Genomic DNA, 15,501 nt, shown 5'->3' on the forward strand with positions numbered 1-15,501 from the left:
TGTGATATCTGAGATAAATAGTTAGAAGTAGTTTCAATCAATCTCCGACTTTCTTCGGGGCTATTGAGGCAAAGTATACGAAAGTACACTAAGTTTATTTAGCTGCGAACTCATTTGCTCAACTGTGATTTCTAACTTTTTTTGAGACAAAATAAATCAGCGTAGTTTCCAAGCTACCTTTACATATATAGAAAAAAACAGCTAGAATCTGTATATTTCCTACTCTTGATATAACTCATAATACTCTGAACTTAATGTATTAAATATTACAAGTTTTTTATGCTTAAACCGTTTTTTTTTTTGAAAGTAAAATAGATAAGTTTGCTTTCTTTAAGCTTCTAAAAAAAGCCATTTTCTCACATCCAACTGCGGAAAGATATCTTTATTAGCTACAATGTTCTAGCGTTATTGCTATTAGAATCAAGCATTTTATTAACTGAGTCACATATTATTGTAGTGAGCAACACAGGGAAGCTTAATACAAACCTATCTCAAAAGTTAGAGATGCTGAAGAGGATATAGGCATTAAGTTAAAAAATAAATCAGCTAAGCTCTTAACAAAAATACAAAGTTGGACTAAGTTAGACTAACTAAATCAAGCATTGAATGTGAATTAACCATCTCATCAGCTCACGCCTGTTAACCTAAATGGCTATCCTGCATCGAGTTTTATTGATCTTCAGGAGAAGAAAAGCAGGATATTGCGGCGTGAATAAAGCTTTTGATTACTCCAGTGAGTCAAATCATGATTTCTCGTAAAAATGGCTATAAATCAAGGGCTAAGATTAAAAAACAAGTAATTGCTCGGAAATATGCTCAAACTGAGCAGCAACTCAATGCACTCATAAAGTTAGAAGAATTAGATGAGCGAATCCAAGCACAACCTTGGATGGTTAGTGAGTTTGAAGTAGTTCTTGAAGACGCAATTGCCGCAGCCTATCAATCGAAAGCAGACTGTATTTTAGCTCGACATTTCTTGCACCGTTTACTGTATCGCATTAATCGATTAAAGCTGTTTTGGTATGACAATTTACAGCATTATACAAATGAGAGGTCAATTTACCTGCATTTGTGCCGTGAAAAAATTGAGACTGCTTGGCAACAGTGGGAACTCGCCCATATTGGCGTATTATCGCTGCAAACGTTAGATGTTCAGGAAATTTTACTCGAAAGGGCTAACTGCGATCGCAACTCCTGTACTTCTGAACAAGCATATTACCTACAGCAGGAGATGACTGATATTGAATACCGCAAACTGCTGGCGATCGCATCTTTCAATTCTTTACAAGCAAGAAACAAGTTTTTTCGCACGCTGACTAATGCAGTTAACGAAGTCGAGTCAAAGCTAACACAACTGTTACTAGAAGACTACAGCAGCAGTTACTTAAGTACTCAGCATTCGACATTATTTACGCAAATGCTAGGTGAGTTACAGCTAGACAGCACTCCAGAAGCATATTTCAACATTGTCCCTTATGAAGTACTTGCTTATGCCAATCACAACTTTCTCTTAAGTGACTGCAAACGTTTGTTTCTCCGTTGCATCGGCGGTCTGATTTATTCAGAAATGACAAAATCTACAATGTACAGACATTACTTAGTTGCTGCACAACGACTAGGGCTACCAGCTACCACGAGTTATTGGGAACTGTATCTTACAGAAGATGAATCCTACAAACGCCGAATCCTAGAAGAAGTCGCTTTTCCATTAATAGAAAAATATCCTGCAAGTGCGTGGGAATTGCTGCTAGGGTATGAACAACAGAAGTACATCAGCAAGCGTGCAAGTGCTGCTACACTAGTTTCCTGCCGAGAAGTTCCTACAAATGTATGTCATATTTAGTGCTGGGTAATGGGTAATAGTTCCAATTACCGATTTCCAATGACCGCTTTTCTTTGCATGACAGTTATTTTAAGACAGTGTATATCAATAAATACAAAAGTATGCAAAATTGAATTATCACTTTTGGTAGAGTTTATTTAAAGTGAACTTATCAAACATTTAAAAGTAACAAAACATTTTCAGTAGCAAATTCTGCTCTACCAAATTCAGGTGATATGGCTACTAAACAAAATTTTTGGAGTGGACTACAAAATCAAATTGATAGTACAAAAATCCGTTATTTCGCCTTGATTACAGGAATTCTTTTTCTGCTATTGGGCATAGCGGGCTTCGTCCCAGGACTTGTTTCACTACCAGCCGGTGCCCCCCAAGTTGCAGTTGATGCACCGAGATTAGCACTTGATAGTGGATATGGCTATGTACTAGGGTTATTTCCTACCAATTCCTTACATAATGCAGTTCATATTGTAGTCGGGCTGTTAGGAATCGCTGCTTACACCAGTGCTAGTGGTGCGCTGACATTTACTCGCGGTTATGCGATCGCCTATGCACTCATCGCTTTGATGGGTTTATTTCCTTTTTCCAACACAACTTTTGGTTTGATGCCTATTTACGGAAATAATGTGTGGTTGAATGGAATTACTGCGGCGATCGCGTTTTCCTTTCTTGCCTTTAGTAAACCAACAGAGACAAGTACTACATCTACCTCTACTAATGTATAAAAGTCTTTTTCTGTTTCATCTGCTGTGCGAATAAAGCTATTAATTTTTAACTGGTTTTTAGTAGCTTTTATAACAACTACCCAATATTTTGACTCGCAAAAAAATCAACTTATCCATCTTTTGGTAGCTGTTATTTAAAGAGTTAGTATTCTAGTATGAAAAGGTGAAAAAACACACTACGGCAAGCAAGAGTGCTTACATCACTGCCTCAGTTTTTTCTGAGGCATTTTTTTATTATTTTACATAGTTAAAAATCCCTTCAAATGCAAGCTTACGATGTTGTTATTATTGGTGCAGGACATAATGCCCTAGTCTGCGCAGCGTATCTTTTAAAAGGAGGATACAGTGTTGTTCTGTTAGAAAAAAACTCAATACCAGGAGGTGCAGCAACAACACAAGAAATTATGCAAGAATCAGCTCCTGGTTTTCAATTTAATCCTTGTGCAATCGATCATATTTTCATTCATCTAGGTCCAGTTGTTAGAGAATTAGAACTACATAAATACGGCTTAGAATATTTATATTGCGACCCAATCGCATTTTGCCCACATCCTGATGGTAAATATTTTCTCGCTCACCGTTCGGTTGAAAAAACCTGTGCTGAAATTGAACAGTTCAGCCCTCGCGATGCCAAACAATATGCAGAGTATATCGATTTTTGGCAGCGGGTAACACAAATGATTATCCCGATATTTAATGCTCCACCAAAGTCAATTATTGATATGGCGGGAAATTATGATGCTGGCAAAATCAAAGATATGTTGTCTTTGATGGGACCTCCCGATAAAACATTAAACTTGATGCGATCGCTCTTTACCAGCGCCAAAGACATTATCGAAGAATATTTTGATGCCGAATTTCTCAAAGCGCCGCTAGCTAGAATGGCAGGAGAGTTAAGCACATCACCTTCTCAAAAAACGAGTGCGATCGGCTCAATTATGATGGCAATGCGCCACAATCCTGGTGTGAGTCGTCCCAAAGGTGGTACTGGTGCGCTAACGCAAGCCTTAGTTGCTGCAGTAAAAGATCTTGGCGGTGATATCCTCACCGACCAACACGTAGAAAAAGTTTTAATTGATGACGGACGCGCTGTTGGTGTTCGGGTGGCAAATAACCAGGAATATCGTGGAAATCGCGGCGTAATTTCGAGTATTGACGCCAAGCGCCTGTTTTTACAACTCATTGACAAAAGTGACGCTGACGCTGCCGATCCTCAATTGCGTTCTACCTTGTCGCGTCGCATTGTACATAATAATGAATCAATTCTTAAAATTGACTGTGCGCTTGCCGAACCTCCCCGCTTTAGTGCTCATAATCATACTGATGACTATTTAGTTGGTTCGGTACTTATTGCAGATTCAGTGAGTCATGTCGAAGTTGCGCACACCGACTGTACTGTAGGTAAAATTCCTGATGCAGATCCTTCCATGTATCTTGTTGTCCCAACCGTACTAGACCCCTCAATGGCACCTGAAGGTAAACATACTCTGTGGATCGAGTTTTTTGCACCCTATCAAATTGCCGGTGCAGAAGGAACAGGGTTAGACGGTACAGGCTGGACAGATGAACTTAAGCATAAAGTTGCCGATCGCGTCCTCGATAAACTCGCAGATTATGCGCCTAATCTTAAGAATGCCATGATTGCCCGACACGTAGAAAGTCCCGCAGAATTGGCAAAGCGTTTAGGAGTTTTAGAAGGAAATTACTATCACCTCGATATGACGTTTGACCAAATGATGTTTTTTCGCCCGATCCCAGAACTTGCTAACTACAAAACTCCCATTGAAGGTTTATTTCTCACAGGTGCAGGAACTCATCCTGGAGGAGCAATTTCGGGAATTCCTGGACGCAACTGCGCGCGTGTCTTTTTGCAGACACAACAACCAATGCGACATCTGTTAACGGATGCTACGGATGCGCTTAAGTCAAGGGTCAAATCTTTTTTGAAACTTTCTTAAATTGAACCCAAAAAGTACTTAGCACGCGATCGCAATAGACTTCAGATGCTTTTGGATGGAAATCTTATCAGCTATTAACCAAACGCTCAAACTCTCTTTGGATGATAGCATAACACTCACAAGAGGCTGCTTCTAAACCTTCTCGGTCGAGGATCGTCATTTGTCCGCGAACGTAGCGAATGAATCCTGCTTTCTGAAGAGTTGCCGCAACTAAACTCACACTGGGGCGGCGTACGCCCAGCATTTGAGCTATGAATTCTTGTGTGAGTGGAAACTCGCTGCTTCCCACTCGGTCTTGAGTCATCAATAACCAACGACACAATCGTTCTTCTACTGAGTGCAAGCGGTTGCAAGCAGCTACTTGCGCAATGAGATTAAACAGTGCTTGCGTGTAGCGTTGCAACAAACTATAAAGTTCGCTACTTGGAGTGACCTGTGCTTTAAACACATCTACTCGCATCTTCAACGCCTCACCAGGAATTTGTGCCATTGCCAAACCAGGAATACTCTTGGCTCCCAAGAATACGGGTAAACCTACCATTCCTTCATTACCTACCGTACCTACTTCGACGGCTGAACCATCTTCCATCAGGCTAAGTAGAGAGACAACACCACTCCTGACGAAATAGACGTTTTTAATCGGTTCGTCAGGTTCGTAGAGAGATTGTCTAAGTTGTAAGTCAATAGGTTCCATGTGAGCAACTAACCGCGAGTATTCCTCAGCGGGTAAGGCAGCTAAAAGCCGATTTTCAACTGAAGTGCGGAGCTTAGACACAAATCTTAGCAGCCTCTTTGAGCTAGTTGTATCTTAACTAGATAACTGACAGCATCAACCGAACACTTCTAACTTGAGATTTATTTTACTGTAAATACTATATGTAAGCTACCTTACATATATAATAAGAATGTGTCACTTAGCTGACATAGTTAGTTTAATTGTTGACACTACCCCCGCCTCAGCAGCAAGCGGATGGGACTAGTAACGTTAGCTGTGATAACAGTGGCTCAAACGCAACACCGAATTCTGTCCCACTTCCCCAATGTTGCTTTTAATGTAGTAGCGATCGCAGCTTCTCAAGGTGGGTTGCGAGCTATTAGCGAAATCTTATCTGCTTTGCCTGCATCGTTTCCGGCAGCGATCATAATTGTGCAGCACTTGTATCCTAGTTGTCCTAGCTATATGGCTGAAATCCTCAGTCGCCGTACTGCTTTACACGTAAAACAGGCAACATCAGGAGATTTATTACGTCCAGGAGTAGTTTACGTTCCAGTACCAAACTTTCACCTTGTAGTCAAACCAGATGGCACGCTTTCCCTCAGTGATAGAGCAAAAGTTAACTTTGTTCGTCCTAGTGCAGATATCCTATTTCGGTCGGTTGCTACGAGTTACCAAGCACGAGCGATCGCTGTAGTTCTTTCAGGTAAAGATAGTGATGGCGCGCTAGGAGTGCTGACAATTAAAAAGTATGGTGGCATCGCGATTGCTCAAGACAAAAGTAGCTGCGAGTGTTTTGGTATGCCTCAAGCAGCAATCAACACAGGCAAAATAGATTTTATCCTCAATCCACAGGCGATCGGATCTACTCTACTAAATCTAGTAGCAGAATCAGCGGCGTAACTAGATATGAGCAAGCAAGTTGAACGCGATGCAGTTGCGGCTGCGTTGAACCAGATTAGTACTAGAACTCTTACCAAAGGAGAAACCCGTTGCCTGAGAATACAACTAGTTGAAGCGCTCAACTAAATTAGTCTTGCCATTTGTCAAATAGATTGTGTCAGACATGAAAGCTAGGTAAAAAATCGATCTTGAAAAGCGATCGCAAAGAGGTATAATAGCTCATTACTAACCAAGTCGAATTATCAGGTAGCACCACTGGAGCGGTTGTAATTGTCCAATAACGCCAAGCATGACGTTTACCAAAAATAGTTTCTTAGAGATAACGTAACTCTGTAGTACCAGTACAAAAATATTCGCCTTTTCGTTTGGCTTCCTTTAATATTGCTTCCCATGCACCTGGGTCAGATTCATAGTGTTGAAACAAGGCTTGCCGTAAAACTTCTCGACTGATGCCGTTCTCTCTACATACACTCTTGATGCGATCGCTCAATTGTGCCTCTCACCTTAAGGGACTTTGCTTTGTTTGAATTGGCTCAATTGGAATGGATTCAATGGTTGTTGAAGACTTTTGTACTTCTAGGTTTCTAGATACTGTTTGATTCCAAGTTATCTAGGTTTATAGGTGTTAAGCTAGTGTCACGAGTAAGCTTGTCTATAATTTGCTCGAAGGGATATTGGAGTTCTGGAGGTATCCTAAGTCAGACTACAGATGTCCTTGGCGCAATGCCCGTTTGAACTGCTCAGATTCTCGGATTGAAGGCAAGATAGGAATTTTACCCATAAACTCTTTCATTGCTTCTACATTCTCTCTACTTTCCAAACTTTGGGTTCGACCAATCCAGCGATCTCTAAACGGAATGACTCCTAATATGTTGCCTGTGAATGCTACTAAACTAGCTTGTTCTTGAAGGAAGCTTAACGTGTCAACTGAAATCAAAACAGACTCCACTCAAACAAATTTGCGATCGCGATGGTTCATCGATCAGCACGTAGTCAAAAAGCTCTGCAACGGCTTTTAGACGTAGCTTCAGGACAAATGCGCCAGTACCACTACTACTTAGGTAATCAGATACTTGCAATGGTGCACTGCTTTTTTCTTCGGGACTTGAGCACTCTACTCAGCGTCGAATTGTTCTGCTATGAACTCGAAATTGTTTCGCCATTGCTTTGATCTTCATTTCTTCTTCCTCGTGCAGTCATTTGACTTCACGTCTTTTGTTTACAGTTAGAGCCGCATTAGCATGGAGACGCATCTTCCTGTGTATTTCCCGATTCAGTCTTCCTCCCCTTCTATGCTAACCTTTTGTGTTAGTACATCTAGCCACTAGACACTAATTCACATCGAAATGCACCATCATCTTGTTGCCAACACAAAGTATTTTGCGCGATCTGGCAAGTGAAACGATTTCGCACTCGGATATGTTTGCGACGGACATCATTGGTAATTTGTTCGCTTCCTTGAACTGTGGCAAAGATGTATAAATATCCCGCACCTTGCAATGTTGATGAGGCGCGATCGCTTCTTTGTGTCCAATCAGCAATTTTTTCTGCACAGACGAGTAATAACTGAGTTGTACTGACTGTATCGTTTGGCGGTAACACGCGAATGCAAAAGCGTAAGGCTTCCATGCGTTGAATCAGTTCTATACTATCTACTTGCGCGAGTTCTGATACGTGAATTTGCCCTGCAAGTGCATTAGAAATGTAATCAGAACGGTCTTTATTGGCAAAATTAACAAATAACCCATCAAACTCTTCAAAAAATGGACCATACTCACCATCCCATCCCAGTTGTGAGGTAACTTCTCCAGCTTTGACTTGTGGATGCTGGGGATGATACCCGAGTTCGCTATCGAGTAATGGTAACGCTGTTGGCGCAGAAAGAATCGCAAAAGTGCGTGCAGCATCGGGGGCTACCGCAGGCCAAAATGAATTTAGCGCCGCACAAAGCTTAGCATCTTCAGGAAAAGGACTACCCAAACCGTAAGCCGCATAGAAGTTTCCTTGGCGATCTTGTCCTAATGAAACATCCCAACCAGGGGCAAAAACGTTAGAAGCTGCATCAGGAAGAAAACTAACTAAACTATCAGCTTGACTTGTGACAGATGAATTATTAGTACGAGGTGCAGTCCCAACAATTGCAGCGATCGCCGTTTCATTGCGTTGAAAAGCTTTAGTTTCACTATCTGGTAAAAATAAATCTGGATTTGGGGGTTGTCTACCTTCAGATAAGGGTGATGGTCCTCCTTGACTAAAGTGATCGCGTAAAGTTGGTAAAAACTCATCTACCCAACGTTCAATGGCGATTTGATCGGCGAGGGGAAAGAAATCTGGGGCTGTGACTAAAGAATATGCTGGACGCACCGCAAGATTTCTAGATAAACCATTCACTTTGACACTAATGCAACCATCACAGGAGTTATCGCTAAAGTGTGCGGCTTCATAGTTTCCATCAGCAAGAAATCGTAAAAATTCTTCTTCTGAGGCGATCGCTTGATTCAAGTCAACTAATCTTTGTTCGCCGGTTGCACTTGTTTCTACCAAATGTCGCATATTGACGTATTCAGGTGCTTCTCGCCCTCGACCATTTGCGGCAATCTGATAAGATGTCCAAAATCGATTGTTAAAGTTTTCTGGTGGTACCTGAAACCGGACAATTTCATCGCGTCCAGTGACAGAATTTTGCTGTGTTGAGGTGTAAACTAACTGTGGTGTTGGCTGTGGTACGAGTAAAACTGAGGCATTGACAGGTTGTAATTTTACTAAGTCACTCGAATTACGCGAATCGCGCACAAATGGATGTTTATTGATATCAAATCCACTTAAAACAGGAATTCCACCACGGGTGTGTACTCGCTGTAGTTTTTCGTTGCGGTGATATTCGAGAAACTCTAAGCTGATATTTGCATCGCGCAAGCATTCATCACCAGGAAATAATTTATGTACAGGAAACAAAAATTGTCGCGTGCGATCGCCTGATTGTTCTTCTAAAATTGCATCATCGATACTCAAACGACGTTCTACGGCAAGAAAAGCTGCATAACGTGCAGGCATGACTGCAAGGCGATTGTCTTCAGATTCTACCCAAAAACTACGTCGAGCAGCACTGTAATTTGCGACTTCTGTCCCCACCCGCGCCACTCCAGTGCGTGAAAATGCCATATCTGCATGAATTCCATGCGGACTCCGTGCTGCAATACGATACTGATACGCAAATACTGCAATAACTGCATTTGGAAAATCGGCTAAGCTACGATTTGCGAGGCTATAGATATAGTTTTCAACAACATCCAACTCTGCCAAGGTAGGATAAGCTTCAGAGTTGTTATTTACAGAATGCACCGCTGAACTTGCTAGCGCATGATACAACAAACTACGTGCAGGGCTTCCTGGTTCAATACCGCGAGTTCCATCTGCTGCAAAATCAGTAAATCCAGGAAGATTGCGATCAATTGTTGATAATTCTTTTGTCAGTTCTTGCTGTAAGTCAGTTGCAGTAATATCTAAACCGTGTTGTAAAAGTAAGTCTCGCCATCCTTGAAGCGCTAGGCGATCGCAGACTTGTTTTACTTGATCAATTAAAGCCATAATATTTCTCCAACACGCTGTTTTAAACGTTAATTTCTTGTTTTACAGAAGTTTCTTTCTGTGGTTTTTCGTACAAAAAGTTTTTAGCAATACTGTCAAAGAAGGTTGTATCTTTCCAATAACCACTATGTGCTTTTGTGCCCCAAGCTGCACTATAATCCAGTCGTTTATTGGCTACATTTTCGTAACAGTCTAAACAGCCACTGATGGGATCTTTCCTATGATAATAGTTAAACCATTTTAGATGCTGCATTTGATAGCATACTGGATTATTTCTAAAAAATGAATTTAATTTAGTTTGATCAGTAATAACTGATGAATGCATCCGAAAAGAGCTAAGTTGTTCAATGATTCGCTGCCGTACATACTGAGTTTTTGCAACTTTCTCTCGCAAGAAAAATGCAACTTTATCTAGAGGTGAACCGAAAGTAACTAATCCTTGGATTTTATTTAAGTGTAATTCTTCAGGTGTGACTTTATTTTCATTTAAATCAAGGGAAGTTTTGATGCACAATTCATTTAAAGTATCATAAGCGATCGCACTCCCCAACGAATGACCAACAATGATAACTTGGTCATATTTGGCTTCTTTATCATGAAGAATTTCTTCTAGAAAAGTTTGGGATTCTGCTAATATCTTTTGTCGAATATTAAAGTAAGGAGATTTGCGATCTGTAGTTGTATAAATAGCAATATCGCCAACATAACCCACAATGCTAGGAATGACTAACTTTTTGCTGTACGACCAAGCTGATTTAAAAAAAGGACCAACTGGCAATAAGTTTAGAGTAGAAAGTCCTAACCATGCTCCTACTCTCAAAACGGGATATAGTAGGCTAAAGAAATACATAAGCCAAGCAAGATTTCTGAGAGGAAATCGCCGGTGTACCTTCATATCTAGATGCTGATCGTAAAACTTGAAAGTTCCGTGTAGAGTTTTTTGCATCCATTGCAGAACTTCACAAATTTGAATTTTCTCTTCAGTTTGATATGCCCAATAGTATTCATGAACGTCAATCAACCAGTCTGCTTGACTGTTTTTTGAAGTTAATCGAACAAAACTCTCTGTCCAACTTGATTCATTTGCTTGTTTTCTTTTAGCAATTCTATGTGATAAATCAAAAGATAATTTATCGCCAAAATAGTCAACTAAGCCACGGGTAAAATTATCTAAAGTATCAAGAAGATTTTGATCGCCAATACCATGAATAATAATAATTGCTGTTTTACCTTGTGGAACCATAAAATTAGATTCTGTATTAACCATAGCTATTGTAAAATTAGTAATCAAATTGACTTCAATTTACCTGCTGAATGCAAATAACATTGAAAATCACTCTTCATAATAAAGAAAGAGTAGGGTAAAGAGGGAATATACCCTACTCTTTGCTCTTGTACGGAGCGCTTAATTAATCACCAACTGGATTAATATCACTAACAAACCTGAGTAAATCAGCCATTGTAAATGTTCCTGGATTTTGTGCAGGAAGTGTTGGTTTCCAATCAGGTTTTCTCACTAAGAATGAACTACTATCTTTTTGCAATAAACCAACAAAAACTTCAGCAACAATGCGGCTGCCTACTTTTCCTAAATGTTCGCCGTTGCCTTGAATTTCTGCTTCTTTAAGAATGTAATACCACAAAGGAGATTCAAGATCAAAACCATGTTCTTTAGCAACTTTGCCATCTTCTCCTGTTGCAATATCGGCAGGTGATAAGGGTTGAAATCCCATTAATTTGGCAACACTTTGACCAGGTGGTAAACCTACTTTTAGTCCGCGTAGTAAGTTTCTTACTGCTAAAGATCTCGGTTCTGGAACGTTTGGCAAGTCTTTAAGCGGGTCAACAAGTAAAGGATCTAATTTACGACTTAAACCTACTGGTACGTTTGAATCAATTTCAAAAAACCTTCTCCAATCAATAATCCAGTTACTAGGAAGTGTGGGGTTAAGTCCTAGCGGTGTATCTCTTCTTCCTGATTTGGCAGTAAATTCAAAGAGGAGTTGGAGTGTGGCACTGTCAAACTTGCTATCTGTTTCTAGGAAGGTAAAGACGCGGTTATAATCATAAGCAGTACGTACCATACTGTGTCCGAGGCGATAAGCCGCAACAGAAAACTCTAGGGGAATAAATGCATCGCCTTGAGGTTTGTAGAAAGATGGTCCCTGGTTGAGGACAAGATTGAGTTGTTCGTTGTCAAGAATACGCTTGAGAAAATCATGAAGAACAATCCATTGATAGTGCCAAATAACTAAATCTCTGGCTTCTTCAAACGCAGACTTACGGATAGGAGATTCTTGTTGAATTGTGTCATCTTGAATGCCTTGCACTACCTTATTGTGGAATTTGAGGAACGCAAGATGTAATTGGGAAACAATCAGATTTTCATCATTACGAGGATCGCCGAGTAGCCCTAGCTTACTTGAGGCGCGAGGAATATCATTTGGTAGTATGCCTAATTGTTCGCCTTGTCTTCCTGTAGGGCTTTCAGTTGTTTGTCCGATTAAGAAAAATTCTGGTCTTTCCAGTTCGTAGAGATAGGGTTGCACCTCTGGACCTGCACCATAAAGGCTATCTAGGTCAAGCATAGGGGTGCGAAAGTTTCTGAGGGCTAAAGGATCGTTAAGTGTTTCTTGCAGCGAAGTGATATCAAAAGTAATGTCGTGGTCGATAAATTGACCTAAATATGTATAACCTGCAGGAACTGTTTTATTGTCGCCTGCAGGATCATTTTCACTCGGATCGTCTGGAAATTTAGGATCGCTCATGGCATTTCCTAGGGCTTCCAAACTCTTTTGAAACTCTTCTAAACTTTTATTTGCAGGTGCTAGCGGACGTAGTTCCGGAAATAATCTACCAAACTTTCCTGTAGGGACAAATTGACCAATTGGTTGATTGTCTTCTTTGCGCGGACCAAAGCCATGCATTCTCCCAACACGTTCTCCCGCAGGTCTACGTGGAGTAAAACCTTGAATTTTGCTTTGATTTTTTTGCTGTATATTCATAGTTTTTGACTTTCGTCGTTGATATTGGGGTCAATTGGGAAAATTGAATCTGTGAAGCTAGAGACAGTGAGCTACCTAAGATTTGAGAGGTAAATTCTCAGATGAAAGCGATCGCACTTTGTTAGAATTACCTGATATCTGCATGAAAAATTTGGTGACTTCATCATGCTTCACCCTTTGAAATTATAGTGACAGTTAGCTTTGCAACTAATCTGTGAGTGTATTAATGTCTTCTATTTACAAATCGAGTTTTTCGGAATTTTCTCAATTTTTTTTGTAAATATTTTTTAAGAGGAAAATAGCGTTTGATAAGTAATGTTATGTAAATTGCTGTGTTTTCTAGAGCAATCTTATCTAAGTTGTCAAAAATATTTTTGACAGACTTTAGAGCTAGAATAACTATAATTTATTGGTATATCAAAAATATTGCATGCTAATTATGGCAGTCTTTTTCTTGTTATTTATCAGTCGCTAGAATTGCAGAGAGTACCTTCGTAACCGTGACTATATTAGCGTGCCTTATATTACACTGAGTTTTTTGTCTACCTATAAAAAAATCTCACTTCTATCCTGACTTGTTCGGAATTGCATAATATTGTATGTTACTCATGACTTCAGTAGGTTTCTTAATGAATTTAACAATGCTGGATTGTTTTGTATAAATTAGTCTAAAACTCCAGCAAAAACCTGCGTTGACTACCTTGAACGAGATGTCAATAGGAAAGCAGCTAATGAGTGACTTGCAGATACGGCATGTATCCGATTCTGTGTTAATGTCAATGACAGAAGAAGAAATGGCTAGTTGGCGTCGCCAGCAGGGTGCGCGTATCACCTATCATCATGGGCGCTACTGGGAAGAAGTCATACCTGGTTTTTATCAGCCAATTCATTTAATGGCTCGCTTGAGTGCCCAAGAAGCAACGCGCCCTACACCTTTGTGTTGGGGATTTAGGGCAGCACTACATACTGATGATACTGTAGTTGCTAACGGTTCAGTACCTGTTTATTTGTTGACTGACGTTGCTAACTATGACTTGCATATCTTACCTCAAAAACGTAGAACTCATGTACGAAAATGTCACAAAATGGTTACAATCGTACAGCTCATGAGTCCAGCACTGTTGCAACAACAAGGATACGAAGTTTTTTGCTCGTCGCTGCAACGAACGAAACACAAGAATCTACTCACAAAAGAAACCTATTTAGCAGGTTTAAAAGACTTTAGCACTAACAAACATCGACTGGTGCTTGCAGGTCTCATTGGAGACAAGTTAGGTGGCTATATCGATGGATATGCTGTTAATGGCACTGCATACATGGTTAGTGGCTATTATGCGACTGAGGCTTTACCAACTAGCATTGTCACTGGATTAACCTATGAGTTTGTCCAAATCTGCCGTCGTTCTGGTAAAATCCACGAGATTGTCGATGGTTTGCACGTACGGGAAAATTCAGCGCTAGATTTGCCTAAAACAACAATGGGATTTGCAGTTGAATATGTTCCCAGTAAAGTTTGGATGAATTTAATCATGAAAAATCTTGTCCGCTGGCGATATCCACACAAATACTATCGTTTAACTGGACATGATTAAGACCAATAGAGCGCTCCAAATTTCTGAAAGTTTAGTCTTCTTCAGAGGTTAACCACTTGAGGTATACCTGCACACACCAAAATAAGAAATTTAATATCAATTAAACCAAAAAAACATTCTTTATGTATAAACTTTTCCCTTTAACCTAATTAATCCCACAAAGTCTAATGTAGTTTTTAGGTGTAGTAGACATGAGTGTTCGAGCAATTTTCCAAGCAGCTAAAGTCGCAGATGTTCCTTCTCCTTACGACACCATTCACCTCAAGGTTTTCTATCCAGCCCAGATGTCAGGTAGCGATCAAGAACAGGATATGGGCGTTGTTCCTGCGGATGAAGAGCGATCGCCTTTTAAAGTGGTAATTTTCTTTAATGGTATCAACTGCGGTCCTGAAATTTATCAATGGCTTGCTGTGAAATTAGCAGAACGCGGACTAGTCGTTGTGACCTTTGCTTGGGTATCGCAAAATATCCCTGGAATGGTTGCGCTGACTCCTGGTGTCGATCTCAAAAATCTAGCTCCCAATACTTATGGTACTGCTCCAACTGCTTCTGCTTTACCGACGCTCTTAGCTGAGTTGGAGCGTTTACAATCCCAAGGAGTTCTCGCTGGCTTACTCGATTTACAAAATATCATTTTAGGGGGGCATTCTGCTGGAGGTAGAGTCGCACTTGAAAGCGCCAATCCACAGTTTTTTCCGCAAGTTGTCGCAGCTTTTGCTTATGGCGCTCATACAGCAGCAATTTTACAGCTAGGATATCCACCAAACACAATTTTGCCCTTACCTGATGCTTTACCTTTAATGTTAATTGGAGGAACCTGTGATGGAGTGATTGCCAAAAGCAGCCATCGCTACGGAGTTGATTGGGAACAAGCAACAACCCCAATTGTACGTACATTTAAGGAGGCGATCGCAGCCAACAGAGGTGATAGTTATCTTCTTCTTTTAGAAGGAGCGAACCATTTTTCGATAGCACATCCGTTTGATTCTACAACAGGTAGACCTTTCTTAGATTTTCCGGCAACTCAACCAGAAGCACAATTAAGGAATTTAATCGCAGAAGCAATTGGTTTATTTATTGAGGCTCATGTTTGTCATCAATCTACTGCTATAGAAACTCTCAATCAACACTTAGTGTCTCACAACCCCTTAATTGCTTCATTTGAACGCAAGTAG

13 protein-coding genes are annotated in these 15,501 nt (G+C 40.3%); 6 read left to right on the top strand and 7 right to left on the bottom strand.

The features are described from left to right. Nucleotides 1–745 precede the first annotated feature (745 nt). The 3 genes from CSQ79_RS16435 to crtO all read left to right on the top strand — a co-directional run bounded on the left by CSQ79_RS16435 (nucleotide 746) and on the right by crtO (nucleotide 4,523). Nucleotides 746–1,843 carry an iron-containing redox enzyme family protein gene (locus CSQ79_RS16435; RefSeq protein ID WP_143755465.1) on the top strand — a complete coding sequence of 366 codons (1,098 nt, stop codon included), beginning with the start codon at nucleotides 746–748 and terminating at the stop codon, nucleotides 1,841–1,843. 215 nt (nucleotides 1,844–2,058) lie between these two features. Then, nucleotides 2,059–2,565 (top strand): DUF4383 domain-containing protein, encoded by a 507-nt coding sequence (locus CSQ79_RS16440; RefSeq protein ID WP_099702252.1) that lies wholly within the window; start codon nucleotides 2,059–2,061, stop codon nucleotides 2,563–2,565. Between the two features lie 263 nt (nucleotides 2,566–2,828). Next, nucleotides 2,829–4,523: a beta-carotene ketolase CrtO gene (gene crtO / locus CSQ79_RS16445; RefSeq protein ID WP_099702253.1), complete on the top strand. Its 1,695-nt coding sequence runs from the start codon at nucleotides 2,829–2,831 to the stop codon at nucleotides 4,521–4,523. Between the two features lie 67 nt (nucleotides 4,524–4,590). On the opposite strand, the gene CSQ79_RS16450 is transcribed toward crtO, so the two are convergent. Further along, nucleotides 4,591–5,298, bottom strand: a complete 708-nt coding sequence (locus CSQ79_RS16450; RefSeq protein WP_289501221.1) for a Crp/Fnr family transcriptional regulator — start codon at nucleotides 5,296–5,298, stop codon at nucleotides 4,591–4,593. Between the two features lie 195 nt (nucleotides 5,299–5,493). On the opposite strand from CSQ79_RS16450, the gene CSQ79_RS16455 reads away from it, so the two are divergent. After that, entirely contained in the window at nucleotides 5,494–6,141 is a 648-nt protein-coding gene (locus tag CSQ79_RS16455; protein WP_099702254.1) for a chemotaxis protein CheB, read from the top strand. Nucleotides 6,142–6,454: 313 nt separating this feature from the next. Here the strand turns inward: CSQ79_RS16455 and CSQ79_RS27905 are convergent, their stop codons facing one another. The 6 genes from CSQ79_RS27905 to CSQ79_RS16475 all read right to left on the bottom strand — a co-directional run bounded on the left by CSQ79_RS27905 (nucleotide 6,455) and on the right by CSQ79_RS16475 (nucleotide 12,734). Further along, entirely contained in the window at nucleotides 6,455–6,631 is a 177-nt protein-coding gene (locus CSQ79_RS27905; RefSeq protein ID WP_289501260.1) for a carboxysome distribution maintenance protein McdB, read from the bottom strand. A 213-nt stretch (nucleotides 6,632–6,844) separates the two neighbouring features. Further along, a complete protein-coding gene (locus tag CSQ79_RS27910; RefSeq protein ID WP_289501222.1) occupies nucleotides 6,845–7,078 on the bottom strand; it encodes a hypothetical protein in 234 nt (77 codons plus the stop codon). After that, nucleotides 7,065–7,220, bottom strand: a complete 156-nt coding sequence (locus CSQ79_RS27915; RefSeq protein WP_289501223.1) for a hypothetical protein — start codon at nucleotides 7,218–7,220, stop codon at nucleotides 7,065–7,067. Before CSQ79_RS27915 ends, CSQ79_RS27910 begins: the two co-directional genes overlap by 14 nt. A gap of 238 nt (nucleotides 7,221–7,458) precedes the next feature. Then, nucleotides 7,459–9,729: a hypothetical protein gene (locus tag CSQ79_RS16465; protein ID WP_099702255.1), complete on the bottom strand. Its 2,271-nt coding sequence runs from the start codon at nucleotides 9,727–9,729 to the stop codon at nucleotides 7,459–7,461. A gap of 22 nt (nucleotides 9,730–9,751) precedes the next feature. Continuing rightward, on the bottom strand, nucleotides 9,752–10,996 hold the full coding sequence (locus tag CSQ79_RS16470; protein WP_099702256.1) for an alpha/beta hydrolase family protein: 1,245 nt from the start codon (nucleotides 10,994–10,996) through the stop codon (nucleotides 9,752–9,754). A 142-nt stretch (nucleotides 10,997–11,138) separates the two neighbouring features. After that, nucleotides 11,139–12,734, bottom strand: coding sequence for a peroxidase family protein (locus tag CSQ79_RS16475; RefSeq protein ID WP_099702257.1), 1,596 nt, complete (start codon nucleotides 12,732–12,734; stop codon nucleotides 11,139–11,141). Between the two features lie 731 nt (nucleotides 12,735–13,465). Here CSQ79_RS16475 and CSQ79_RS16480 point away from each other — a divergent pair. Together CSQ79_RS16480 and CSQ79_RS16485 are read left to right on the top strand one after the other, a co-directional pair. Beyond that, nucleotides 13,466–14,326, top strand: coding sequence for a hypothetical protein (locus tag CSQ79_RS16480; RefSeq protein WP_289501224.1), 861 nt, complete (start codon nucleotides 13,466–13,468; stop codon nucleotides 14,324–14,326). Nucleotides 14,327–14,517: 191 nt separating this feature from the next. Next, nucleotides 14,518–15,501 carry an alpha/beta hydrolase family protein gene (locus CSQ79_RS16485; RefSeq protein WP_099702259.1) on the top strand — a complete coding sequence of 328 codons (984 nt, stop codon included), beginning with the start codon at nucleotides 14,518–14,520 and terminating at the stop codon, nucleotides 15,499–15,501.

Origin of the sequence: Gloeocapsopsis sp. IPPAS B-1203 (assembly GCF_002749975.1) — a bacterium.
Taxonomy (GTDB): domain Bacteria; phylum Cyanobacteriota; class Cyanobacteriia; order Cyanobacteriales; family Chroococcidiopsidaceae; genus Gloeocapsopsis.

Excerpts from the sequence above, each read along its gene's own strand:
- CSQ79_RS16435 (WP_143755465.1), top strand. The coding sequence starts at position 746 with ATGATTTCTCGTAAAAATGGCTATAAATCAAGGGCTAAGATTAAAAAA.
- CSQ79_RS16440 (WP_099702252.1), top strand. The coding sequence starts at position 2,059 with ATGGCTACTAAACAAAATTTTTGGAGTGGACTACAAAATCAAATTGAT.
- crtO (WP_099702253.1), top strand. The coding sequence starts at position 2,829 with ATGCAAGCTTACGATGTTGTTATTATTGGTGCAGGACATAATGCCCTA.
- CSQ79_RS16455 (WP_099702254.1), top strand. The coding sequence starts at position 5,494 with ATGGGACTAGTAACGTTAGCTGTGATAACAGTGGCTCAAACGCAACAC.
- CSQ79_RS16465 (WP_099702255.1), bottom strand. The coding sequence starts at position 9,729 with ATGGCTTTAATTGATCAAGTAAAACAAGTCTGCGATCGCCTAGCGCTT.
- CSQ79_RS16470 (WP_099702256.1), bottom strand. The coding sequence starts at position 10,996 with ATGGTTAATACAGAATCTAATTTTATGGTTCCACAAGGTAAAACAGCA.
- CSQ79_RS16475 (WP_099702257.1), bottom strand. The coding sequence starts at position 12,734 with ATGAATATACAGCAAAAAAATCAAAGCAAAATTCAAGGTTTTACTCCA.
- CSQ79_RS16480 (WP_289501224.1), top strand. The coding sequence starts at position 13,466 with ATGAGTGACTTGCAGATACGGCATGTATCCGATTCTGTGTTAATGTCA.
- CSQ79_RS16485 (WP_099702259.1), top strand. The coding sequence starts at position 14,518 with ATGAGTGTTCGAGCAATTTTCCAAGCAGCTAAAGTCGCAGATGTTCCT.